The sequence below is a fragment of the Raineyella antarctica genome (assembly GCF_900092135.1).
Classification (GTDB): Bacteria; Actinomycetota; Actinomycetes; order Propionibacteriales; family Propionibacteriaceae; genus Raineyella; species Raineyella antarctica.
Genome location: NZ_FMYF01000012.1, coordinates 66,741 through 89,552, shown reverse-complemented (window position 1 = coordinate 89,552; position 22,812 = coordinate 66,741). Strand labels below are relative to the sequence as shown.

At 71.9% G+C, this 22,812-nt stretch carries 20 protein-coding genes; 13 read left to right on the top strand and 7 right to left on the bottom strand.

The window, feature by feature from the left end; translation table 11 throughout:
* Positions 1 to 52: 52 nt before the first annotated feature.
* Entirely contained in the window at positions 53 to 454 is a 402-nt protein-coding gene (locus GA0111570_RS14920; protein ID WP_092613114.1) for a Rieske (2Fe-2S) protein, read from the bottom strand.
* 40 nt (positions 455 to 494) lie between these two features.
* On the opposite strand from GA0111570_RS14920, the gene GA0111570_RS14915 reads away from it, so the two are divergent.
* Both GA0111570_RS14915 and GA0111570_RS14910 read left to right on the top strand, forming a co-directional pair.
* On the top strand, positions 495 to 1,298 hold the full coding sequence (locus GA0111570_RS14915; protein ID WP_092613111.1) for a hypothetical protein: 804 nt from the start codon (positions 495 to 497) through the stop codon (positions 1,296 to 1,298).
* Between the two features lie 34 nt (positions 1,299 to 1,332).
* Positions 1,333 to 2,298, top strand: a complete 966-nt coding sequence (locus GA0111570_RS14910; protein ID WP_092613108.1) for an L-lactate dehydrogenase — start codon at positions 1,333 to 1,335, stop codon at positions 2,296 to 2,298.
* Here GA0111570_RS14910 and GA0111570_RS14905 read toward each other — a convergent pair.
* The 5 genes from GA0111570_RS14905 to GA0111570_RS14885 form a co-directional block, all read right to left on the bottom strand.
* Complete coding sequence (locus tag GA0111570_RS14905) at positions 2,271 to 3,260, bottom strand: LLM class flavin-dependent oxidoreductase (protein WP_092613105.1); 990 nt, start codon at positions 3,258 to 3,260, stop codon at positions 2,271 to 2,273. The genes GA0111570_RS14910 and GA0111570_RS14905 overlap by 28 nt on opposite strands.
* On the bottom strand, positions 3,257 to 3,541 hold the full coding sequence (locus GA0111570_RS14900; protein WP_139283279.1) for a hypothetical protein: 285 nt from the start codon (positions 3,539 to 3,541) through the stop codon (positions 3,257 to 3,259). Before GA0111570_RS14900 ends, GA0111570_RS14905 begins: the two co-directional genes overlap by 4 nt.
* A 114-nt stretch (positions 3,542 to 3,655) precedes the next feature.
* Entirely contained in the window at positions 3,656 to 4,201 is a 546-nt protein-coding gene (gene sigM / locus GA0111570_RS14895) for an RNA polymerase sigma factor SigM (protein WP_092613099.1), read from the bottom strand.
* Positions 4,198 to 7,515 carry a murein biosynthesis integral membrane protein MurJ gene (gene murJ, locus GA0111570_RS14890; RefSeq protein WP_175557527.1) on the bottom strand — a complete coding sequence of 1,106 codons (3,318 nt, stop codon included), beginning with the start codon at positions 7,513 to 7,515 and terminating at the stop codon, positions 4,198 to 4,200. The genes sigM and murJ overlap by 4 nt, the downstream gene beginning before the upstream one ends.
* On the bottom strand, positions 7,512 to 9,497 hold the full coding sequence (locus GA0111570_RS14885) for a hypothetical protein (RefSeq protein ID WP_139283278.1): 1,986 nt from the start codon (positions 9,495 to 9,497) through the stop codon (positions 7,512 to 7,514). Before GA0111570_RS14885 ends, murJ begins: the two co-directional genes overlap by 4 nt.
* Before the next feature lie 41 nt (positions 9,498 to 9,538).
* On the opposite strand from GA0111570_RS14885, the gene GA0111570_RS14880 reads away from it, so the two are divergent.
* Positions 9,539 to 10,969, top strand: coding sequence for a CCA tRNA nucleotidyltransferase (locus GA0111570_RS14880; RefSeq protein WP_281245218.1), 1,431 nt, complete (start codon positions 9,539 to 9,541; stop codon positions 10,967 to 10,969).
* 69 nt (positions 10,970 to 11,038) lie between these two features.
* A complete protein-coding gene (locus tag GA0111570_RS14875) occupies positions 11,039 to 12,391 on the top strand; it encodes a hypothetical protein (protein ID WP_092613088.1) in 1,353 nt (450 codons plus the stop codon).
* Here the strand turns inward: GA0111570_RS14875 and GA0111570_RS14870 are convergent.
* Positions 12,357 to 13,655 carry an MFS transporter gene (locus GA0111570_RS14870; RefSeq protein WP_139283277.1) on the bottom strand — a complete coding sequence of 433 codons (1,299 nt, stop codon included), beginning with the start codon at positions 13,653 to 13,655 and terminating at the stop codon, positions 12,357 to 12,359. The two genes, GA0111570_RS14875 and GA0111570_RS14870, sit on opposite strands and share 35 nt — an antisense overlap.
* A 749-nt stretch (positions 13,656 to 14,404) precedes the next feature.
* Between GA0111570_RS14870 and GA0111570_RS14865 the strand changes: the two genes are divergently transcribed.
* The 9 genes from GA0111570_RS14865 to GA0111570_RS14825 all read left to right on the top strand — a co-directional run bounded on the left by GA0111570_RS14865 (position 14,405) and on the right by GA0111570_RS14825 (position 22,803).
* Entirely contained in the window at positions 14,405 to 15,091 is a 687-nt protein-coding gene (locus GA0111570_RS14865; RefSeq protein WP_092613081.1) for an SAF domain-containing protein, read from the top strand.
* The gene (locus tag GA0111570_RS14860) at positions 15,091 to 15,843 is read left to right on the top strand and encodes a CpaE/TadZ family protein (protein WP_092613078.1); all 753 of its coding nucleotides are present in this window, start codon (positions 15,091 to 15,093) and stop codon (positions 15,841 to 15,843) included. The genes GA0111570_RS14865 and GA0111570_RS14860 overlap by 1 nt, the downstream gene beginning before the upstream one ends.
* 8 nt (positions 15,844 to 15,851) lie before the next feature.
* Positions 15,852 to 17,291, top strand: a complete 1,440-nt coding sequence (locus tag GA0111570_RS14855; protein WP_175557532.1) for a TadA family conjugal transfer-associated ATPase — start codon at positions 15,852 to 15,854, stop codon at positions 17,289 to 17,291.
* Positions 17,288 to 18,160, top strand: a complete 873-nt coding sequence (locus tag GA0111570_RS14850; RefSeq protein WP_092613072.1) for a type II secretion system F family protein — start codon at positions 17,288 to 17,290, stop codon at positions 18,158 to 18,160. Before GA0111570_RS14855 ends, GA0111570_RS14850 begins: the two co-directional genes overlap by 4 nt.
* Positions 18,157 to 19,074, top strand: a complete 918-nt coding sequence (locus tag GA0111570_RS14845) for a type II secretion system F family protein (protein ID WP_092613069.1) — start codon at positions 18,157 to 18,159, stop codon at positions 19,072 to 19,074. The genes GA0111570_RS14850 and GA0111570_RS14845 overlap by 4 nt, the downstream gene beginning before the upstream one ends.
* A gap of 69 nt (positions 19,075 to 19,143) precedes the next feature.
* Positions 19,144 to 19,326 carry a hypothetical protein gene (locus GA0111570_RS14840; protein ID WP_092613066.1) on the top strand — a complete coding sequence of 61 codons (183 nt, stop codon included), beginning with the start codon at positions 19,144 to 19,146 and terminating at the stop codon, positions 19,324 to 19,326.
* 41 nt (positions 19,327 to 19,367) lie between these two features.
* The gene (locus GA0111570_RS14835) at positions 19,368 to 19,685 is read left to right on the top strand and encodes a TadE/TadG family type IV pilus assembly protein (protein ID WP_092613063.1); all 318 of its coding nucleotides are present in this window, start codon (positions 19,368 to 19,370) and stop codon (positions 19,683 to 19,685) included.
* Complete coding sequence (locus GA0111570_RS17445) at positions 19,682 to 20,095, top strand: TadE/TadG family type IV pilus assembly protein (protein ID WP_139283276.1); 414 nt, start codon at positions 19,682 to 19,684, stop codon at positions 20,093 to 20,095. Before GA0111570_RS14835 ends, GA0111570_RS17445 begins: the two co-directional genes overlap by 4 nt.
* Positions 20,095 to 22,803: an AfsR/SARP family transcriptional regulator gene (locus tag GA0111570_RS14825; protein ID WP_092613055.1), complete on the top strand. Its 2,709-nt coding sequence runs from the start codon at positions 20,095 to 20,097 to the stop codon at positions 22,801 to 22,803. Before GA0111570_RS17445 ends, GA0111570_RS14825 begins: the two co-directional genes overlap by 1 nt.
* The last annotated feature ends 9 nt before the right edge of the window (positions 22,804 to 22,812 follow it).

Genomic DNA, 22,812 nt, shown 5'->3' with positions numbered 1-22,812 from the left:
CACCTGCCCACTGGTAGGGCTTGCCCTGACTTGGCAGCCGTGCCGAGGCGGACTAGGTCTCCTGCCGGCCGGCAGCCCCCGCGAACGCGACGGCGGTGAGGTCGGCCATCTCGCGCTTCCAGGTGGCGATCTCGCCCTCGTCGACCATCACCGCGTCGGCGTCCGTGTCGACCCAGGCGGTGAACTTCTGCAGCGCCTCGTCATTGGCGTACGCGCTGACGCCGGTCTCGACGCGGTAGTCCCAGCCGTGCACCCCGCAGACCAGGTCGTCCCCACGGATCGAGCCGTCGGCCAGCAGCGATCCGCGGTGCAGGCAGCGCCCGTAGAGCACCGAGACCTCGTCCCCGTACCGGATCACCACCAGGTCCACGCCGGCCACCAGCGCATAGGTGGGCGTACGATCCGCCAGTTCGCTCCACGTCGCGATCGTCAGTCCCGAAGACAGGGGAGGCATGGCCCAGACTAACCCGGCTCGGTGCTCCGATAATGGCGACATGACCTACGACGTGGCCCGGCTGGCCCTCGACGAACGCCACACCCAATTGGTGAAGAAGAGCGTCGGGCCGGTGCTGCTGCAGTTCCGGGCGTACGCCACCCTGCCGCCCGGGGATCGGATGGTCGACCACGACGAGTTCTACATGATGTGGATGGACCTGGACCGCCGCGGCGTCCCGGTCCCGGCGGTGATCCGCGGCGCCCTGGCCCTCGCCACGGCGACGGCGATGACGGCGCGCGTCTTCGGTGGTGGCGCCGATCCCGTCCCGGAGAGGATCGGCTGGTGGCAGGCCGCCGAACTGCTCGGGTCCCCGCGGGAGTTCCTGGTCCGGGCGACCGCCCGGCTGGCCTGGCTGGTCGACGAGGACATGGGCGCCTTCCTGCGCTGGGACGCCCCCGATCCGCACGAACTGGTCGACACCGAACCGGCCCCGGACCCGGTCGACCCGCTCGGCCGCTGGATCTTCGATCGCTTCACGCTGAGCGATCCGGCCTCATGGGCGCCCAGCAGCCGGGCCCTGGAGGACGATCCGCCGTCGGGGGTGAGCCGCCGCCTACTGGCCCTGCGGGTGGGCGGCTCCGGCCCCGAACCGACGACCGTGGCGGACGAGCACGTCCGGGCCCGTGCCATGCTGGCGGCCGGGGAGCGGGAGGAGGCCGCCTCGGTGCTCACCGCGCTCAGCATCGTCCGGCCGTTCGACGCCGCCCTCCTGCTGGACCTGGCCGAAGTGGTCTCCGACCCCGAGCGGGCCGCCCAGCTGCGGCGACGGGCAGCGAGTCTGCACGTTCTGCCGACCCCCTGAACCTATTGGTCAGACCAAATGTTTCAATAGAGGCATGCCTCCAACAGTCGGTAACAGGATCCTGCTCGTCGGCGCCGGGGACGTCGGTGCGGCGTACGCGTACGCCTTGGTGAACCAGGGCATCACCCACGACCTCGCGATCATCGACGTGAATGAGCAGAAGGCGCGCGGTGAGGTCGAGGACCTCAACCACGGCGTCGTCTGGGCGCCCTCGCCCACCAATGTCAGGGTCGGGTCGTACGAGGCCGACTCCGCGCGCGCCGGCCTCCTCGTGATCACCGCCGGGGCGGCGCAGAAGCCCGGGGAGACCCGGCTGCAGCTGGTGGAGAAGAACCTGAGGATCACCGGCGGCATCATCGAGCAGGCGATGTCCAACGGCTTCAACGGGATCATCCTGGTCGCCACCAACCCGGTGGACATCCTGTCGTACGCCGCCTGGAAGACGTCCGGCCTGCCGAGCGCCCAGGTGATCGGCTCGGGCACCACGCTGGACTCGGCGCGGTTCCGCTACCTTCTCGGCCAGCTGTACAACGTGGCCCCGATGAGCGTGCACGCGAACGTCGTGGGTGAGCACGGCGACTCCGAACTGCCCGCGCTGTCCAGCGCCACGATCGCCGGTGTCCCGATGAACGACGAGCTGTCGCGCCATCCGGAACGGCGGCTGGAGATCGAGGAGGCGTTCCACGAGACCGTCACCTCCGCCCAGCGGATCATCGCGGCGAAGGGGTCGACCTCGTTCGGCATCGGGATGGCGCTGGCCCGGATCACCCGGGCGATCCTGGAGGACCAGCGGGTGGCGCTACCGGTCTCGACCCTGCTGACCGGCCAGTACGGCCAGCGCGACGTGTACATGGGCACCCCGGCGGTGCTCTACCGCGAGGGTGTCGAGCGGGTCGTGCAGATCCCGCTGAGCCCGGACGAGCAGGAGCGCTTCGCAGCGAGCGCGAAGGCCCTGCACGCCGTCCAGGACCCCTACTTCCAGAGCTCCGCGAGCAACTGAAGGCTGCGCAGGCGGACCTGCGGGTCATGGGCGTACGTCACCACGACCAGCTCGTCCGCCTCGGTCGAGGCGACCAGCTCCTCCAGCCGGGTGCGCACCGTGGCCGGGGAGCCGACGGCGCGACAGGCCAGCATGCCCTGGGCCGCCCGCCAGCCCCCGTCATGCGGCAGCTCGGCGCGCGGCGGCTGGAGCGGCCGGCGGTCACCGGTCGCGTTGCCGATCGACATCTGGACGTGGGTGGAGTACTGCAGCTCGGCCTCCGCATCGGTGTCGGCGACCAGCACCGAGACGCCCACCATGGCCTGCGGACGCTCGAGCCGGGCGGTCGGGGACCCGGTGGTGAACGAGCTGCGGTAGACCGACAGCGCCTGGTACAGCTCGTCCGGAGCGAAGTGCGACGCGACCGAGAACGGCAGGCCCAGCTGGCCGGCGATCGAGGCGCCGTTGGTGGTCGACCCGAGCACCCAGATCGGCACCTCGGTGCCGGCGGCGACGATCGAGGAGACCCCGCGCGGCGAGTCGCCCGAGGCGAACCACGACTGCATCTCGTAGATCTGGTCGGCGAAGGACTGGGCGTCCGAGGCGCCCCGGCGCAGCAGCCGTGCCGTCATCGGGTCGGTGCCCGGGGCGCGGCCCAGGCCCAGGTCGACCCGGTCGCCGTGCAGCTGGACCAGTGTGCCGAACTGCTCGGCGACGGTCAGCGGGGCATGGTTCGGCAGCATCACCCCGCCGGAGCCCACCCGGATCGTGCTGGTCAGCGACAGCGCGTGCTCGATCAGCAGCGAGGTGGCCGAGCTGGCGAAGGTGGGGGAGTTGTGGTGCTCGGCGAACCAGTACCGCCGGTAGCCCGCCGCGTCGGCGAGGCGAACGGCCTCGAAGCTGGCCTCCAGGGTCTCGCGGACCCCTGAGCCTTCGCTGACGGGGACGAGGTCGAGGATCGAGAGCGGTACGTGGGCGGTCATGCCCCGATCGTACGCGGGGTGCGCCGGCGCCCCGGAGCCGTCTTCCGGCCGATCGGGTTGGGGCCGAAGGTGCCGGTGGCCGTCCTCAGGGCGGCCGCGACGACCGCCTCGGTGTGGTCCTGGGCGCACTCTCCGGTCTCCCGGCGGAGCTGCGCGTCGCGGAGCGCGGCGTCGAGTTGCTCGCGTACCTGCTCGGGCATCGGCGGCAGCGGTGCCCGGCGCAGGCCGACGATCACGGCCTGCTCGACGTCGTCCTCCCGGTCCATCGGGTCATCTGTCACCACGGCTCCTGGCTGTGCGAAGTACCCCCGTACGGCCAGAAACTCTACTGGCCGTTGGACCATTCTGGCCCGGCGAGGGGTCAGCGGCCGTTCAGCGAGGGGTCAGGAATCGGTTCACCGGGAGGCCAGGAGTTCGCGCAGGACGGGGGCGAGCCGGGCCCGTCCGCGGGAGCACCGGGACTTGACCGTCCCCGGGGGACAACCCAGCATCTCGGCGGCCTCCTCGATCGAGAACCCCTCCATGTCGACCAGCACCAGTGCGGCGCGCTGGTCGGGGGAGATCTGTGCCAGCGCGTCGGCCACCACGTCGGTCAACCCGTCGTCATCCGGGCCGGTCAGCCCGGCGAGCTCGTCGTCCAGCGGATCGGTCCGGCGTCGGGCCAGGTAGCGGATCCGGTCCAGGCAGGAGTTGATCACGATCCGGTGCAGCCAGGTGGAGACCCTTGCATCGCCCCGGAAGGTGTGGGCCCGCCGGAAGGCACACACGTATGCGTCCTGGAGGGCATCCGCGGCATCGTGCGGATTGCGCAGGGTCCGGAGGGCTACCGCCCACAATCGGTCCTGGTGGCGACCGATCAGCACGGCAAAGGCCTCGGGATGCCCGCCGACGTGTGCCGCCAGCAGCTCCGTGTCCCCCATGCCCTCCAGCGCGGGCGTCATGGCTCGACCTGCACCTCGTTCACGCCTCCGCGGTACGACCCGCCGTCCGGCGCCAGCCGGGTGAAGTAGAGCATGACGTAGCGGGTCTGTTCGGCCGGCTGCGTGCGCAGTTCGACCGTCCCGCTGGCATCGGTCGCCGTGGTCAGCACCCGCCACGAGTTCGCGCTGTCCATCGGCGGGGACGTGACGGCCGGGTCCGAGGGAACCCGCACCTCGATCGTGGAGCCGGTACCGAAGACGTCGACCTTCACCGAGCCGACGCTGCGCTGCTGGCCCAGGTCCAGGATGAGGCCGACGCCGGGCTTGAGCTTGCCCAGCCGGGGATCACCGATGTACTGCATGGTGCGCCAGCCGGTGGTCGGGTCGCCGTCGTACGCCAGGGCGGCCGTACCAGGGTTCTCGTCGCCGTTGCCGCCGTCGGCGGTCGGGTCGAACGTCGTCGCGTCGACGATCGGCCAAGGTGCGGTGGCGGCCGGGGAGGGCGTACGGACATCGGGGCTGCCCGGAGGGGTGACGGCGCCGTTGCGGCCGGTGTTGATGGCCACCCCGATCAGCCCGACCACGATCGCCAGCGCGACCAGGACCAGCAGCCCCAGCACCCAGCCGCGCCGGGGGCTCGAGCGCGGGACGACCCGCAGCGGTTGTTCGGCGGGGCTGAACAGCTGCATGCCGGGGGCCTGCGGGCCGGTCTGTGGGTCGGCCGGTACCGGCGCCTGTATGGCGGTGGCCTCCATCGGCGATTCCGGCCGGTGGCCGCGGACCCGCTGCTCCAGCCGGTAGGACGCATCGGTCACGCCGAGCACCGAGGACAGTGCGGCGACCAGACCGGCGGCGGTGGTGATCGCCGGACGGCCGGTGGTGTCGGCCATCAGCGGGCTGACCCCGCCGATCACCTGCTGGGTGATGCGGTCCAGGGCCGGCGGTACGTCCGGGCGGACGTCGCGGGGGGACAGCCACATCGCGCCCCGACGCGGCGCGTCCGGCAGACCGTGGGCGGGCCCACCGGGCCAGTAGCCGGTGAGGCAGGCGTACAGCAGGCGGCCCAGGTCGAAGACGTCGGTGCGCTCGGCACCCTCGACGCCGGTGTCCGGGGTGGGGGGCAGCAGGGCCTCGTCGATCTGGAAGCCGACGATCTTGACGTTCCCTGTGTCGGTCATCGTCACGGCGTCCGGGTCCAGGCGCTGGTGGTACCTGTCCTGGGCATGTACGGAGGCCAGGGCGTCGGCCACCTCGCGGACCAGCCAGGCCGCCTCGATCCCGGTCAACGGACCGTCGGCGAGCAGCGTGGACAGCGCCAGGCCGGGGGCGAACTCCCGGACCACGTACGGCTCGGCGCCGTCGGCGAAGTCGAGGATCCGCACGAAGCGGGAATCGGTCACCTGGGCGGCGCGCTTGGCCGCGGCGAGCAGCAGCGGGCTGCGCTCGTCGTCGGCGGGGAAGAACTGGCAGACGACCGAGCGCTTCAGGGTCAGGTCGGTGGCCCGCCACAGGTCGTTGCGGCCCGGGCGCAGCGTCTCCTCGAGGCGGAACCGGCCGCCGAGCAGCCGACCCACGTGCTCGGCCCGGTCGTCCTCCAGGGCCTGGTCGACAGCGGGCTCGCTCGGGCCACGGGCCGGCCCGTGGCCCTCGTCGGTCCTGTCCGCCACGACGCTCCCCTCCTGCTCCGCGGTGGAGGAGGGTGCCGCGGCCTCCACGGGCTTGCCGCCCCTGCGCCGCGTCAGTGCATCCACCACCGCACTGACCTCCTCGATATGCAGCGTACGTGCCATCAGCAGGAAAATCCCAACGGCGACGGCACCCGCCAGCACCAGCGAGCCGAGGAGCAGGAGCTGCCCGTGGCCGGCTGTGAAGCGCATCACCAGCCAGGCCAGCAGGCCGGCCGGGGCGGACGCGACCGTCAGCCGGACGAGCAGGCCGGCGACCCGTCCGAAGCGCAGTTCGGGCAGCTTGCGGCGCAGCAGCGCGACGGCGATGGTGAGGCCGACCACGTACGACAGGGCGTACGCCCCGCCCAGTCCGGCCGCGACCCAGCCCGGGGCGTTGAACGGCAGCACCAGCGCCATCGCGAGCACGATGTTGGTCGCCACGATCGTCGACTGGATGTAGAAGGGCGTACGGGTGTCCTCCAGCGCGTAGAACGAGCGGATCACCAGGTAGTGCAGGCTGTAGGGGACCAGCCCGAGGGCCATCACCAGCAGGGTCCGGCCGATGAAGTCGGAGTCCCGGGCGCCGGCGCCGTTGCCGAACATCAGGTGGCTGATCGGGAAGGCCAGGGCGAGGAAGGCGATCGCGCTGGGCACGATCACCGTCATCGCGCGCCGCATCGTCTGTTCGGTCTCCTCGGCGACCCCGGCCATGTCACCCTCGGCGGCGAGCCGGGAGCTGCTGGTCATCATCTGGGTGGCCAGCGACAGCGTGATCAACGAGTGCGGCACGATCCAGATCAGCGAGGCGGTCTGGTAGGCGGTGATGCCGGCGCCACTGCCCGAGGAGCTGAGGACGGCGGTGGAGCCGAGCCGGTTCACCACGAAGATCGCCAGCTGGTTCACCAGGACGAAGTAGAGCGTCCACTGGGCGAGCTTGAAGGTGTGGCCGAGGCCCACCCCCCGCAGGTCCCAGCGGGGCCGGTAGCGGAACCCCGCCCGGCGCAGGAAGGGCAGCAGCATGAAGAACTGGGCCGCGATGCCGGCGGTCGAGCCGAGGCCCAGCAGCAGCATCTGGTTCATGGTGAACGGCTGGCCGTCCGAGCTTCCCCAGACAACCAGGTAGAGGCCGAACACCGCGATGGAGATGACGTTGTTGGCGATCGGCGCCCACATGTACGGGATGTAGACCTGGCGGGAGTTCAGCACCTGGCCGACCAGCACGGTGGCGCCGTAGAAGAAGACCTCCGGCAGGCAGAGGTAGGCCAGGACCACCATGTTGTGCCAGTACGCCTGCATCGCCGGCTCGCGCCAGCCCTCGGCAGTGTAGATCTGCATGATCCATGGCGCAGCGACGGTGACGAGCACCGTCAGCACGCCGAGCGCGGCCAGGAAGGCGGTCATGATGCGGTTGGTGTACGCCTCGCCGCCGTCCTCGTCCTCGTCCATGGCGCGGACGATCTGGGGCACCAGGACGGCGTTCATCACGCCGCCGGCCAGCAGGATGTAGAGGCTGTTGGGGATGGTGTTGGCCAGGTTGAAGGCCTCGGCCGGCCGGCTGCCGTTGCCGAGCACCACCGCGATGAGCGCGGCGCGGACGAAGCCGAGCACGCGCGAGGCGAGCGTGCCGGACGCCATCAGGGCGGTGGTGGAGATCACCGAGCGGCTCATCCGCGACTCCGTTCCGTGCGGACCTGCTTGATTCGCAGGACCGTGGTCCCGATCACGACGATGCCTGACACGATCATGAGGATCCATCCGACCCTTCCGGCCTGGGTGGCCTGTACATCGATGTCCACCGGTTTCCCGACGGGGCTCCCGGACGGAGTGGTCAATTGGGCCTGGACGGTGTAGCGGCCGTTGGCCTGCACCTCCGGCACCGCGTTGATGCCTATCGCCTCGCCGGCGCCGATCTCGGGGACGTCGACGGCCGGCACGTGCAGCCGGTCGTTGTTCTCCGAGGTGAACTCCAGGCGGACCGAGACCGGCTCGTCGAGGTTGTTGGTGACGGTGACCGGGAACCGGATGTCCTGACGGGCGGTGAGCAGCACCGGCTGGGCGCTGATCGTCAGCGCGTTGCCGCGCAGGATCGCCGCGGTCTGGTCCCGTTCCCACTTCCGGAAGGCGCGGTAGCCGTCGGCGTGCCCCGGCCACTGGGAGCTGGCCAGGGAGGAGACCACCCGCGAGGTCATGTCGGCGGCGAGCCCGGGATCGGCGAACATGCTCCCCAACCCGGCCCTGTCGGTCGCGGCGGCGACCACGTCGCCACCTTGGCCGACGGGTGCCGACGGGGCGGGGGTCGCCGGGGCGGGGGTCGAGTCGGGTTCGGGTAGCAGAAGGCCGTCGACGGTCACCGGTCGGCCCGCGGTGGCCGGCACCGAGGACAGTGGCGTGCGGCTGGTGGGGTCGTTGTCGTCCACGCTCGCGGCGGCCGCGTCGGTGACCAGGCGGACCTGGGCGGTCCTGCCCTGGACGGCGTCCAGGAAGGTGGTGGCGGCGCTGGCCTGGCGCAGCTGGGTGGCGGAGCGGGCCATCTCGGTGCCGATGGCCAGGGCGCCGGGGTCGTAAGGCACGACGGTGCGCCCACCCGCGGACGAGGCGTCCTCGCGCAGGTTGGACGCCAGCACCGTGACCGGGCCGTCCAGCCCGGCGAGCGCGGACAGGCCGTGCGCGGTGAGGAGGCCCCCGGCCGGCCAGACCGCCAGCGGCAGGCGGGCCACCTCACCGGGGAGGGCGGAGGGGTCGGCGGCCTGGCGCAGGACGTCCGGTCGGGCGATCGAGCCGACCAGGTCGATGTCGGTGGTGCCGTACGGGAGCCGGTAGCCCTCGGTCCGCAGCGCCTGGAACTTCTGCAGCCAGGCCCGGGCATCGGCCTGGCCGGTACCGGCGGTGCCATCGGTCAGGGTGTACCCGTCGTCGGCCATGTCGGCCACTGCCACGACCAGGGCCGGATCGACGATCCAGGTGCGTCCGGTCTCGGCGGCGGTGTCGAGCAGGGCATCGAGCCGGCCGCCACTGGCGAGCTCGCCGGCCAGGTGGTCGTCGACGAACCTGTCGGGCCCGACCCGGGAGGGCGGGGAGGTGAGGGCCACCACGGTGGTGACGTCGATCGGCTTCCGTGTGCTGCCGACGTCCTGCGGCAGCCAGGTGCGGACGCGTCCGAGGGTGGTGTTGCCGGAGCCGTCGGAGCCGCGGACCTGCGCGCCGACCATGGTGACCCCGTCGCGGGCCGGTACGCCGAGCGCGGAGGTCGGCATGGTCACGGTGAAGTCGGCACTCTCGCCCGGGGCGAGCGTGCCGTTGGTGCCCAGGATGGCGAAGGTCGGCAGGTACCGGGCCCCGACGGGGGCCGCGGTGGGATCCAGTTCGTCACGGGTGGTGAGCAGCCGCTGGTCGCGCCAGAAGTAGGCCTGCAGGGCGGTCAGGGTGGTGGAGCCGGTGTTCGTCGCCCGGCCGCTGAGGGTGATCGTCTGGCCGGGCGTGGCGATCCGCGGGCTCAGCGAGGTGAGGTCGACCCGGACCGGGTCGGCCGCCTGTGCCGGTCGGACCGGCCCGCCGGCGACGTATGCCAGGGCCAGCAGCAGCGCCGCGAGCATGCCGAGGGTCCGGCTGCCGAGGGGGCGGCGCCGGGAGGGCACGGGGCGTGGACTCACTGGGCCATCGTAGGGCGCTCCGGCCGGTAGACTCGGTCAGCGTGCCCTCCCTGACCCAAGCCCAGGACAACGCCGTTGCCGAGTTGATGCGGATCTCACCCGTGGTCGACAGGCTCGGAACGGTCTTCGCCGCGGCCGGCCACGAGCTCTACCTGGTCGGCGGATCGGTCCGTGACGCGCTGCTCGGCAGGCTGGGCCACGACCTGGACTTCACCACCTCGGCGCGACCGGACCAGATCGAGCGGTTGCTGAAGAAGGTCTCCCGCGAGGTCTGGGACATCGGCAAGGCGTTCGGCACGATCGGGTGCAACGTCGAGGGCGGCTGGGTGGTCGAGGTCACCACCTACCGGGCGGACACGTACCACGAGGACTCCCGCAAGCCGGAGGTCGCCTTCGGGGACAGCCTGGAGGGGGACCTGGTCCGCCGTGACTTCACTGTCAACGCGATGGCCGTCGACGTGCGGACGAGGCGTTTCGTCGATCCCCACAAGGGACTGCAGGACCTGGCCGCCGGCGTGATCCGTACGCCGGGGACGCCGGAGCGGTCCTTCTCCGACGACCCGCTGCGGATGATGCGGGCGGCCCGCTTCACCTCCCAGCTCGGGTTCACGCCGGCCCCCGAGGTGGTCGGGGCGATGCAGGCGATGACCGAACGCCTCGACATCATCTCGGCGGAGCGGGTCCGCGACGAGCTCAGCAAGCTCGTCCTCACCGACCGACCGCGCGACGGCCTGAACGTCTTCGTCGCCACCGGACTGGCCGACCGGGTGCTGCCCGAGCTGCCCGCCCTCCGGCTGGAGGTGGACGAGCACCACCGGCACAAGGACGTCTACGAGCACTCCCTCACCGTGCTCGACCAGGCCATCGAACTGGAGAAGGAGCGTGGCCACGAGCCCGACCTGGTGCTGCGGCTCGCGGCCCTCCTGCACGACATCGGCAAGCCGGCCACCCGCCGCTTCGAGGAGGCCGGCAAGGTCTCCTTCCACCACCACGACATCGTCGGCGCCAAGCTGGCCCGCAAGCGGATGCGCGCACTGCACTTCAGTGGGGACGAGACCAAGCAGGTCTGCAAGCTGATCGAGCTGCACCTGCGGTTCCACGGCTACGGCGAGGGCGACTGGACCGATTCGGCGGTGCGCCGCTACGTACGCGATGCGGGGGAGGAGCTCGAGCGGCTGCACATCCTGACCCGGGCCGACTCCACCACCCGCAACCGCCGCCGCGCCGCGTCGCTGCGGGCCGCGTACGACCACCTGGAGGAGCGCATCGAGCTGCTCTCCGAGCAGGAGGAGCTGGACGCGATGCGCCCGGACCTGAACGGCGACCAGATCATGGCCATCCTCGACGTGTCGCCGGGCCCGGCGGTCGGCAAGGCCTACAAGTTCCTGCTCGAGCTGCGGGTCGACCGCGGACCGCTCGGCGAGGAGGAGGCCGCGCAGCTGCTCCGGGAATGGGCGGCGGACAACCTCTGAGTCGGCCCCTGGCCTGGAATCGTACGGGTGTAGCAAAAATTGTCAGTGGGGCTCCATAGGGTCGTGGACATGGACGAGCCACTGTTCGACCCGCCCCCCGACGACGAGCCCGGCGAGCCTCCGGCCGCCGATCCCACCACGTACGATCCCGCCTTCTTCGAGCCGCACCAGCCCCCGGCGCTCGGCGACCTGATGGAGGGCGGGTGCATGGTCCGGGAGGGTCCCGATGCGCCTCCGCGCGCCGTCACGCCGGGGTACGGACTGCCCGAGGACCCGGCCGACCACATCGTCCAGCTGCGTGAGGTCGAGGCGCTGGCCCGCTTCGCAGAGATCCGGCGGGTGGCCCTGGTTGCCGACCTGGTCGAGGCCGCACCGCCGGTCGAGCGCGAGCGGGTGGTCGGCTGCGGGGGCGAGGGCACGCCGGACGTGCCGGAGTTCCTGCCGATGGAGATCGGCGCCGCCCTGGGCATGGCCACCGAACGCGCCCGGCTCCTGGTCTCCGACGCCCTCGACCTGAAGTGGCGCCATCCTCGCCTGTGGAACCGGATGGTCGAGGGGGACATGCCTCCCTGGCGCGCCCTCACCGTGGCCCGGATGTGCCATGGACTCACCCTCTTCCAGGTGACCCGGATCGATGACGCCGTCGGCGACGAGCTGCCGGACCTGGCCTGGGCCCGTGCCCGGCGACTGGTCGAGGGCGAGATCGCCGCGGCCGATCCGGTGGCCGCCGCCGAGCGGGAACGGGCCCGGCTCAACCGGCGCCATGTCGGGGTCGGGCTGCGGCTGGGGGCGACCGGGGCGATGGACCTGTTCGGAGTCCTCGACGTCGCCGATGCTCGCCAGCTCGACGCCACCCTCGCCCGGATGTCCGAGGACCTCGCCAAGGCAGGCGACGAGTCCGACCTGGATGCCCGCCGCGCCCGTGCCCTGGGCCTGCTCGCCTGCGGTGGCCTGCAGGGTGCCGCCCCGGTGGTGCACCTCTACCTGCACGCCTGGGCCGACGGTGAGGTGGCCCGCCTGGAGGGCCACGGCCCGCTCCCGGTGGGGGAGCTCGGCCGGCTGCTGGAGCGGTGCACCGTACGGTTCACCCGGGTGATCGACCACCGCGAGTCGGTCCCGACCGACGCGTACGAGGTGCCGCCGAGGATGCGCGAGCAGCTGAACCTCGCCCAGCCGTACGAGGTGTCGCCGTTCGGGTCGGTCCGAGCGCGCCACTCCGACATGGACCACACCGTTCCGTTCGCGATGGGCGGGGAGACGGCGCCGCACAACCTGGGGCCGCTGGGGCGTGCGAGCCATCGGGCCCGCACCCATGGCGGCTACGCCCTGAGCCAGCCCACCCCGGGTCGGTGGCAATGGCGTACGCCCCGGGGCCAGTGCTTCGAGGTCACCAACCGCGGGACGAGGCGCCTGCCCGGATGAGGAGCAGGAGGACCAGGCCGAGCAGGATCATCGTGACGCCGATCGAGACGAACAGCGCCACGGAGTGGCCGTCAGCCGGCGCTAGGGCGACGACGAGGAAGGCTGCGACGACGAGCGTGCCGTTGAAGAGCATGTCGGAGATGATGAAGGCGCGGCCCTTGAAGGCCTGCTGCACGTGCCGGTGCAGCAGCGTGTCCACCGAGATCTTCATCGACTGGGTCTGCAGCCCGACCGCCAGCGCGCCGACCAGCATCCCCCACAGAGTGAACGTCGACCCCGGGATGATCTGCAGCACGCCGCCGCCCACCAGCAACAGCGCCATCCAGCGTCCGACACCGATCCGCGAGGCGACCTGGGGTGTGATCGCTGCGCTGAGCAGCACCCCGACGCCGTTGATGCCTGCCCACAGGCCGATGTCCCGCATCGCGGCGCCGATGTCGTCGGTGGGGTTGAACCAGTTGCGGTACAGCAGGATCGCCTCGACGAAGATCATGCCGAACAGCACCCGCTGGGCGGCGAAGAAGAACAGCCCGACGGCTGCGGCGCGCTGCCGGGCCAGGTGGACCACCGCCCGGTACATGCCCCCGAGGACCTCCCCGGCCCGGGGTCGGTGCACGACCGTCGGCCCGAACGCACGCGGTGGGACCCGGGTGCCCAGCCCCACCGTTCCCAGGAAGAGCGTCGCGGAGACGGCGAAGATGAGGCTGTCGGCCACCCAGGTCGGCAGGAGGCCGGCGGTGCCCAGCCGCAGGCCCCCCGCGACGGCCCCGCCGACGACCACGCCGAGGGGCCCGACCATCGGCAGGATCGAGTTGGCGATGAGGAAGTCGCGACCGTGCACGGCCAGCGGGACGGCGGCCTGGAGGTTGGCCATGAGGAACCGGTTCAGGCTCATCGCCACCAGGACGATGCCGTAGAAGAGCACGGTCTGACCGCTGCCCAGGGGTCCGCTGGCCACGAGGACCGCCAGGCCCCCGACCAGGACCGCTCGGACCAGGTCGGTGACCACGATGACCGTACGACGGTCCCAGCGGTCCAGTACCACGCCGATGATCGGCCCGATGATGGAGAACGGCAGGAGGGTGACGGCGAGCACCGTGGCGATGGAGATGGCGTCGGCCTGGTTCACCGGGGACAGCACGACGTAGGAGGCCAGACCCATCTGAAGGATCCCGTCGGCCGATTGCGTGGCGAGGCGCACGGCGAGCATCTTCCGGAAGAGCGCGCCGTGCATCAGCCGTCGGCCCTCGCGCCACAGATCCACCTGCACACAATAGTTCGGCGCGTGCCCAAGGAATCGCATCGGTGTCCCGCCCTCCCACCATTGCGGACCCAGCAGCACCCGGACACAGCACCAGGGACCGCCGGTACGACACCGAACGGCCCCTGGGAGTTCTGTGATCTCGCTAGGAGATAACCAGAAAGCTACCGGCGGATGGCTTGGGCGTGTAGGGGCCTGCGGGATTTGTGGCCAACATCTCATTGCCACCCGCGGCGGCCGGGCACTCCGGCAGCGGGTGCACCGGCCAGGAACGGAACGTGGCGGAGTGGGGCCGACCTGAGATGGCCGATCCGAGGTCCTGCGGGCGAGTGGAGGTGCTCGATCCCGGGGCAGCACCAAGGGCCGCCGGTACGACACCGAACGGCCCTTGGGATTTCTTTGGTCTCGCTACGAGATTAGGTCCAGCTTACTCAGTCCGCGACTTTTGGCTAGCCCCAGTTTCGAAGTGTCCGGAACCGGAAGCGCAGGGCCTCAGGGGGCGCACAGACGCATCGTGGCCTCCGGACAACACCGACGGTGATATGGACAACACCGGGCATGGTCCGGACAACACCTCGGGCAACACCGGGCCAGCAGCATGGGGACGTGCCCCAGAACACGTCTCGCAGCCCCCGAACGTCCCATGCCGCCCCTGATGTTCACCGCGACTTCACCATCGCAGCCGCTGGACCTGACCCGCTGTCTGCCTAGCGTCAGCCTCGACACCCTCTATCGGATGCCACGGAGACCTGATGACGACCACTCAGACCACCTCGCCGCTGCCCGCGCCGCCGTCGCTCCCGGACGCGGCCCCACGTACGTCAACCGCCGGCGCGCCGCTGCCCGGGCTGCGTCGCCGCCAGCCCCGGTGGATCCTGGCCGGGGTCCTGGCACTGGCGCTCGGCGCGCTCGGTTCGGTGCTGTTGTGGAACCGGGTCGCGGAGACGACGACCGTGCTGCGCGTCAACGACACGCTGTACCGGGGGCACGTGATCACGTCGCAGGACCTCAGCCCGGTCAGCGTGGGTCGCCTCGGCGGGGTGGATGCCCTGCTCTCCGACGACCTGGCCTCGGTCATCGGCCAACAGGTGCGCACCGACGTCGCCGCCGGGAGCCTCCTGCCACGGGAGGCGATCGGTCGGCCCGAACTCGAGGCGGGGACCGCGGTGGTCGGACTCCGCCTGGAGGAGGGACGCGTCCCCCGAGTGCCGATCGAGCCAGGTACCCCCGTCCTGCTCGTCGAGGCAGCGGCCGAGCAGCCGGTCGCCGGCGGCGCGGCCGGCACCGCGCGGGCCTTCCGTGCCGAGGTGCACCGGCCGATGGAGACCAGCGCCGACCAGGTCGCCATGCTCGTCGACGTCACGGTCGCCCGCCGCGACGTGGAGGCCGTCGCCCGCCTCGCCGCCGAGGACCGCATCGTCCTGGTCAGGAGTGAGTGATGCCCGTCCACCTGATCGTCGGCCCTGCCGGCTCGCCCGGAGTCACCACGACCGCTCTGGGCCTCGCGCTCCAGCACCAGGGCCCCGTGCTCCTGGTTGACGCCTCCCGTGATGCGGCCCAGGCGGTCCTCGCCGGGTACCTGCGCGGCACCGCCGCCGCGAGCAGTGGTCTGGAGGAGTTCGCCCGTCGGCGCCGGATGGGGGCTCCCTTCGACCTCGAGGCGGCGACCGTGCCGCTGGACCGCGACGGCGAGCGTCGCTTCCTGCCCGGCATCGGCCACCTGGGGGCGGCCGAGCTGTTCGAGTCCGCCTGGCCCGACCTCGCCGACGTCCTGCGTCGCCTGGCGGACGAGGGCACCCACGTCGTCATCGACGCCGGCCGGGGAACCTCGGCGCGAACGGCCGAGCCCCTCGTACGCATCGCCGACGAGGTCCTGCTGGTGGCGCGGACCAGCCTGCGGCACCTGGCCGCGGCGCGGCCGGTGGTCGACGTGCTCGACCCGCTGGTGGCCCGATCGCCGAGGGGCACGCGTGCCGGCCTGGCGCTGGTCGGTGAGGGGATGCCCTACGACCGCCACGAGGTGGCCGCGCAGTTCGGCTGGCGTGTTGACCTGGTACTGCCGTTCCTGCCCGACCACGCCGCCGTGCTGTCGGATGGAGCGCCACCACCGCGCCGCTGGGAGCGATCGCCTTTGCTCGAGGCCCTGCGTGACTTCGAGGCATCCCGCCTCGGGGAGGCGGTGGCCCGATGACACAGCACATGCCACTGGACCGCCTGCCGCTCGACCAGGTCCCCCTGCTGGGGCGGCGCGCGATCACCGAGGTCACCCCGGTCGACCTGCCACTTCCAAGCGCCAAGAGGGTCGTCCCCCCGCAGCGCGAGACCGTCGACTGGGGCGTGGTCGTCACGCTGCGCCGGCGCGCCGCAGCGGAGATCAGCGATCGGGTCGAGCACCACCAGGACGAGTACGCCCGCGCCATGCCGGAGGGTGATCGCCGGTTGATGGGTCGGGCCGTCATCCGGCAGGTCGTACGTTCCCATGCCGAGCAACTCCAGGCGTCCGGGGCGGCACTGTGGGACCTCGACACCGAGGAGTCTTACGTCCGCGCAGTCTCCAGCGCCGTCTTCGGCTACGGGAGGATGCAGCCGCTGTTCGACATCCCGACGGCCGAGAACATCGAGATCCACGGCTGTGACTCGGTGGTCGTCCAGTACGGGGACGGAAGGCGTGAGCAGCACGCCCCGGTGGCGGAGTCCGACGAGGAGCTCGTGGAGGCCATCCGCTTCCTTGGGGAACAGGCTCGGCCGAGCCGCCCCTTCGACGACGCGCATCCGACGATGACGCTGGCACTCGGGGACAGGTTCCGCCTGCACGCCATCGGGTTCGGGCTGTCGTACCGACCCTCGGTCACCATCCGCCAGCACCTGCTCACCGACATCGGCCTGCCCGAACTGGTGGACAGCGGGATGCTTCCCGAGGAGCTCGCCCGTTACCTGCACGCCGCCGTGATGTCGCGCCGATCCGTGGTGATCTCGGGCGACCAGGGCGCCGGGAAGACCACCCTCCTTCGGGCACTGATCGACGCCATCCCGGCCAACGAGCGCTTCGGCACCCTGGAGACCGACTACGAGCTGCTCACCCACCTGCTGCCCGAACGCCGCAACATCGTCGCCCTGCAGGCCAAGACCGGCCAGGGCGAGGTCGTCGCCGGCCGCCGGATCGGCGAGGTGACGGTGGCGGACCTGCTCCCCGAGGCCCTGCGACAGAACCTGTCACGGATCGTCGTCGGCGAGGTCCGGGGCGCCGAGGCCGGCGCGATGTTCGAAGCGATGCAGTCCGGCGCCGGGACGCTCAGTACGACCCACTCGCACTCGGCCGCGTCGACCATGGACCGGCTCGCCTCACGGGCGGCCCAGGGCGGCGTCCTCACCGTCGAGGAGGCATATCGGCAGATCGCGCACAACATCGACCTGTTCGTCCACGTCCAGCTGATCGACGAGACCTGGCGCGGCGGCACCCGCCGACGCCTGGTCAGCGAGGTGCGCGAGGTCACGGGGGCACTGGAGAACGGTCGCCCCGTGACCCACCTGACCTACAACGCCATTCCCACCGCACGGACGCCACAGGTCTTCGATCCTGTGCCGGAGTCCCTCGCGGAGCTGGAGCGGTTCCGTCCGGCCTGGCCGGGTGCCCTATGACGGCACTGGTGGCCCTGTGTGGCGCCCTCCTCACCGCGGGAATCGGTCTCGTGGTGCTGGGTGCCGTCCCGCGCGATCAGGTGGTCGTCATGGCGCGGCCGCGGAGTTGGGCGCAACGCTGGGCAGATGTCACCCGACGCCCAGAGGGGCCGGCCGGCCGACGCCGGGACATCCGGCTGGCGGCTGCGGTCGTCGCCGGGATCCTCGGGTACGCGCTCACCGGCTGGGTGGTCTGGCTGTTCATCGTCCCGCTGGCTGTCTTCGCCCTGCCAGCCCTGCTGGCCGATCCACCTACTCCCTCGATCGACCAGCTCAGTGCGCTTGATCGCTGGGTCCACAGCCTGGTCGCCACGCTGCCGACCGGGCAGTCGATCGCCGACGCGATCCGCACCTCCCGGCGGAACGCCCCGGCGCTACTGGCCCCCCACATCGACCGGGTGGTCCGGCGGCTGGACCAGCGCTGGAGCGTCCGGGACTCCCTGCGCGAAATGGCCGACCACCTGCACACCCCGGAGGCCGATGCCGTCCTCGCCGCCCTCGGTCTGGCCGCCCACCGCGGCGGGACCGGTGCCACCGCCACGCTCACCTCGCTGTCCGACACCATCGAGCAGACCCTGGCCGCCCGGCGCGAGATCGAGGCGGAGCGGGCCAAGCCTCGGATCGTGGTGCGCCAGGTGACCACGATCACCCTGGGCATGCTCGGCGTTGCCCTGGTCTTCGGCGGAGACTTCTTCAGCCCCTACTCCACCCCGCTCGGGCAGGCCCTCCTGCTGGGGCTGGTCGGTGCGTACGTCGGGTCCCTCGCGATGATGCGCCGGTTGACCAGGCCTCGCGAGCGCCAGCGCATCCTGGCCGGAGCTACCCGATGACGTCCGCCGCGTGGACGCTGCTGGTGGCCGCCATCGGCGCCTTGGTCGGCCTCGGCGCCGTGGCGGTCGTACGCGGGCTCCGCGCCCCGGTGCCATCCCTGGCCGCCGGTCTGGCGTTCCTCGACACCAGCCGCCCGGCCGACACCGCGGCCGACCTGACGACCGCCGGACCGGCCTCGCGCAGCGACCGCCTCGGAGCCTGGCTGGCCCGGCATCCGCTGGCACCGCTACCCGCCTCGCAACGCCGGGCCCTGGCGGCCCGGAACATCCCGATCGCCGACTTCATGGCCGAGAAGGCCGTCTTCACAGTGATCGGAACCATCGTCCCGGGTGTGGTGGCGGGCTGTATCGGATTCCTTGCCGGTTGGACGCCCTTCGTGCCGGTCGGGGTGGCACTGGCCGGCGCGATCATCGGGTGGTTCGTCCCCGACGTGACGTTGCGACGTCGTGCCCCGGCCCTGCGCGCCGACATGGCCGAGTCTCTCTATACCTACTTCGACCTTGTCACCCTGGAACGGTTGGCCAACCTGTCGGCGCCCCAGGCACTCGCCTCCGCCGCGTACGCCTCGGACGCGCCGCTGTTCCTGCACCTGCGCTCGGCGCTGGACCGGGCCCGCCTCGAACAGCGCCCCCCGTACGCCGAGCTCCGCGCGCTGGCGGAACGGCTCGAGCTGCCCGAGCTGGCCGACGTCGCCGACGTGATGCAACTCGAGGAGTCGGGCGCCTCCCTGACCGGCGCGCTGCGGGCCCGGGTGCGAGAGCTGCGCGATTCCCACCTCAGCGCCCAGAAGATCAGCGCCGCGAAGGTCTCCGAACAGATGACCGTCTTCATGGTCATCCCCTCGATGGTCTTCGCGCTGGTCTTCCTCGTCCCGCCGCTGCTGCGGCTGACCGGAGCAGGCGGCACACCATGACTCCCACCGGTACGACCTTCACCGGCACGACCTCCACCACCGCCACACCACCCGAGGAAAGGAACTACCATGTCCACCATCTCCACCGCCCTCAGCACCCTGCTGCTGCTCGTCGTCGGACCCCGGACCCGCGACGAGCGCGGACTCTCCCAGAGCACCGAGAACGCCATCCTGCTCGCTGGGGCCGTCACCGTCGCGACGATCGTGATCACGGCGGTCACCGCGTACGTCAAGTCCAACATGCCCTCCTGACGAGGGACGAACGTGGGCTGACCGAGAGCCTGCAATGGGCCGTGCTGTGGCCGCTGGTCATGCTGCTGGTGCTGGGTACCATCCAGCTCGGCGTCTGGTGGCACGCGCGGCTCACCCTCACGTCGGCCGCGGCGACCGCCGCGGACATGTTGAGCGTCGAACGCGCGAACCCGGCCACCGCCCGCGCGGCGGCCCTCCGGGTCGCGGGTGCCGGCGGCGTGGAGGACGTCGATGTCCGCGCCGAGCGCGGTGGCCGCCAGGTCGAGGTCGTCGTCACCGGCTCGGCCCCCCTTCTGGTCGACCTGGGACTGGGACGGATCGAGGTCAGTGCATCGGCTCCCCGGGAGGTGCCCCGATGAGGCGGGACCAGCGGGGGAATGCGGCCGTCGAGGTCGTCGTCCTCGTGCCCGCCCTGATGGCACTGGTCGGGCTGGTGGTGGCGGGCGCCCGGGTCTGGTCGGCGCGGGCCACCGTCGACGAGGCGGCCCACCGTGCGGCCCGGACGGCGACTGTCATCTCTGATGCCCGGACGTCGGCTGCCCTGGGCCGCGAGGCGGGCCTGCGCAACCTCGCCGACCTGTCCTGTCGGCCGTCAGCCGTCGTCGTCGACGCCACCGCCCTCAGCCGGCCCCCCGGCTCACCGGGGGAGGTCACCGCGACCGCCAGCTGTACCGTCGCCCTGGCGGACCTGCTGCTGCCGGGGCTTCCAGGGCGGATCACCATCACTGCCGACGCGGTCAGCGTCGCCGACAGGTATCGGGGGCGCTGATGCGCGTCGTACGTGGACTCCTCGCCCTGGCCGCCCTGCTGGCCTCGCTCCTCGTGGTGCCGTGGCTGCTGCTGGCGGTCGGCCACTATCCGGATCCCTCGGAGCTGACCTGGGACCTGCTCCGTACCCCGGATGACGGCCGGGTCCTGCTCTGGGCCGTGACGGCCCTGGGTTGGGTGGTGTGGGTGCTGTTCACCGTGTCCACCGCCCTGGACCTTGCTGCCCTCCAGGGCCGGCCTGCCGTCCGGCTCCCGGGCCTGCGATGGATGCAGGGAGTGTCGGGGGCACTCCTGGTGGCGGTCCTGGTGATGCTCGGCTCCAACGAGGACCACCCCGGGACCGATGGGCTCCCGCCCGCACCGATGGTGGTCGCCGCCCATGCCGCCCCCGTCCACCCCGTCCAGCCCGGGCCGCAGGTCCAGCCGGTGGCGGCGATGTCGGCGCGTGTCGCCGAGACGGAGGCCGCGCCCGCCGCGACCTCGACCCTACTCGAGTACACCGTGGTGCGCGGTGACGACCTGTGGACCCTGGCCGAGACCTATCTGGGTGACGGGATGCAGTGGCGGCAGATCCTGGACCTCAACCGGGAGCGGCTCGCCGGTAACCCCGAACACCTCGAACCCGGCTGGGTCCTGCAGATCCCGGTCCCGGCGGCTGCTTCGCCGACCGAGGGACCAGCGCCGACGGTCAAACCTGATGCCGAACCCCAAGTCCAGCCCGAAGTCCCGCCCGTACCCGAAGCCCTGCCCGTACCCGCAGCACCGGCTCCGGGCGCCCCGGCCCCGGCATCCCTGTCGGACATCCCGATCTCGACCCCGGCCAGCTCCGAGGCAGAAGCGTCCGACACCGTCGCACCCGACCCCAGCCTGCTGCTCGGCGGCACCGGGGCCCTGGTCGCCACCGGCATCACTGCCATGCTGGCGGCCCGACGGCAACGCCAGCTCGTGCAGCGACCCCTCGGGCAGCTGCCGGAACGCCCCACCGACCCCACCGTCCGGCTGCGCGGCGCACTCCTCTCCACGCCCCTGCCACCTGCGGTCGAGCTGGTGGAATGGGCGGTCCACATGGTCGCGCGGGACGCCCTACGCCGTGGTCGACTCGCCGGGCTCGACTGGCTGCGCGCCGGCCCGGACGGGATCGAGTTCCACTGGGACGACAACCCGGCCGGCCGGCCACCCGCGCCCTTCACCCGCACGCCCGATTCGTGGAGCGTCGGACTCGCCGAGGTCGCCGCCGACCGCCGGGAGCGGATCGAGGAGGACGTGCTGCGGCTGTGGCCGACCCTGGTCTCGATCGGTACCCGGGGGGAGGACACCTACTTCGTCGACCTGGAGCGCTGGGGGCGGGTCAGCGTGCAGGCCGACACTGCCCGTCGTGCCGGAGAGGTCCTCACCTCGTACGTGATGGAGCTGGCCACCAACCCCTGGGCCGGAGGCGCGCGCGTCCTGGTCGTCGGCGACGACGGCGGGTTCGTGGACGTCGGCGAGGCCGAGAATGTCGTACGGGTCGCCACGCTCGAGGAGATCCTGCCGGCTTGGGAGTCCACCGCCGCCACCCAGCAGGCCCTGGCGGCGGTGGCGGACGAACCGGTGCCTCTGCTGCGCCTGGACCCCGACTACGCGGAGGCGTGGGCCCCGCAGGTCCTGGTCCTGCTCGCCGACATCACCCCGGCCGAGCGCAGCCGGCTCACCGCGCGCTTCGACCGTACGCCTCGCGGGCCGCTGGTCCTGCTCTCCGAGCACCCCGGCGCGGACGCGACGCTGCTGGTCGACGAGGAGCCGCTGCGCGGAACGTTCGAGCCGGTCGACCTCGACCTCACCCCCCAGCTCGTGCCCCGCTCCGTGCGGGATGCCGTGGTGGAACTGGCCCGGGTGAGTGCTCCCGACGCCCTCGTCCCCGCCCCCTGGTGGGCCCCCAACACTGACCAGACCGCCCCTGAGGAGCTCACGATGGCAGACGATCCGCGGCTCCTCCTGCTCGGTCCGGTGGTCCTCGAGGGGGCACGCGGTGTCCCGCCGACGAGGGCCCCGCGCCAGTGCCTGGAGTATTGCGCCTGGCTGCTCGAGCACCCCAACGCCTCCTCGGTCGAGATGGCCCGTTCCCTGCTGGTCGCCGAGGCGACCCGGCGCTCCAACATGAGCCGGCTGCGGGGCTGGCTCGGGGCCAGCGCCGACGGTGCGGCCTACCTGCCCGAGGCCTACTCGGGCCGGATCAGGCTGCACCCGGCGGTCCGCTCCGACTGGCAGGAGGTGCAGATCCTGCTCGGCCGCGGGGTGGAGATGGCCAGTGACGCGACCCTGGTGGCGATCCTGGAACTGGTCCGCGGCGCGCCGCTCGCCGACGCGCCACCCGGAGGCTGGACCTGGGCCGAGGAGCTGCGGATCGAGGCCGCCTGCGCCCTGCGCGACGTGGCGTACGTCCTGTCCGCCCGGGCGCTGGAGGGCTCCGACCCCGACCTGGCCAAGTGGGCGATCGGCCGGGGCCTGGTCGCGGCGCCCGGAGACGAGGCACTGCAGCGCCAGCTGCTGGTCTGCGAGAGCAGGTCTGGCAACGTACGGGAGGTGGAACGCCTGGTCTACCGGCTGAATGCCCAGGCGCGTTCGCTCGGGGTCGACCTGCTGCCCGAGACGGTCACCACGATGCAGGAGGTGCTGGAAGGGGGGATCCGGGCCCGGGAGGCCACCGGCCCGGCCCGGGCGGCGGGCTGAACCCGGCCC

Excerpts from the sequence above, each read along its gene's own strand:
- GA0111570_RS17445 (WP_139283276.1), top strand. The coding sequence starts at position 19,682 with ATGAGGCGGGACCAGCGGGGGAATGCGGCCGTCGAGGTCGTCGTCCTC.
- GA0111570_RS14845 (WP_092613069.1), top strand. The coding sequence starts at position 18,157 with ATGACGTCCGCCGCGTGGACGCTGCTGGTGGCCGCCATCGGCGCCTTG.
- GA0111570_RS14850 (WP_092613072.1), top strand. The coding sequence starts at position 17,288 with ATGACGGCACTGGTGGCCCTGTGTGGCGCCCTCCTCACCGCGGGAATC.
- GA0111570_RS14875 (WP_092613088.1), top strand. The coding sequence starts at position 11,039 with ATGGACGAGCCACTGTTCGACCCGCCCCCCGACGACGAGCCCGGCGAG.
- GA0111570_RS14905 (WP_092613105.1), bottom strand. The coding sequence starts at position 3,260 with ATGACCGCCCACGTACCGCTCTCGATCCTCGACCTCGTCCCCGTCAGC.
- GA0111570_RS14825 (WP_092613055.1), top strand. The coding sequence starts at position 20,095 with ATGCGCGTCGTACGTGGACTCCTCGCCCTGGCCGCCCTGCTGGCCTCG.
- GA0111570_RS14865 (WP_092613081.1), top strand. The coding sequence starts at position 14,405 with ATGACGACCACTCAGACCACCTCGCCGCTGCCCGCGCCGCCGTCGCTC.
- murJ (WP_175557527.1), bottom strand. The coding sequence starts at position 7,515 with ATGAGCCGCTCGGTGATCTCCACCACCGCCCTGATGGCGTCCGGCACG.
- GA0111570_RS14855 (WP_175557532.1), top strand. The coding sequence starts at position 15,852 with ATGCCACTGGACCGCCTGCCGCTCGACCAGGTCCCCCTGCTGGGGCGG.
- GA0111570_RS14860 (WP_092613078.1), top strand. The coding sequence starts at position 15,091 with ATGCCCGTCCACCTGATCGTCGGCCCTGCCGGCTCGCCCGGAGTCACC.
- sigM (WP_092613099.1), bottom strand. The coding sequence starts at position 4,201 with ATGACGCCCGCGCTGGAGGGCATGGGGGACACGGAGCTGCTGGCGGCA.
- GA0111570_RS14840 (WP_092613066.1), top strand. The coding sequence starts at position 19,144 with ATGTCCACCATCTCCACCGCCCTCAGCACCCTGCTGCTGCTCGTCGTC.
- GA0111570_RS14910 (WP_092613108.1), top strand. The coding sequence starts at position 1,333 with ATGCCTCCAACAGTCGGTAACAGGATCCTGCTCGTCGGCGCCGGGGAC.
- GA0111570_RS14920 (WP_092613114.1), bottom strand. The coding sequence starts at position 454 with ATGCCTCCCCTGTCTTCGGGACTGACGATCGCGACGTGGAGCGAACTG.
- GA0111570_RS14915 (WP_092613111.1), top strand. The coding sequence starts at position 495 with ATGACCTACGACGTGGCCCGGCTGGCCCTCGACGAACGCCACACCCAA.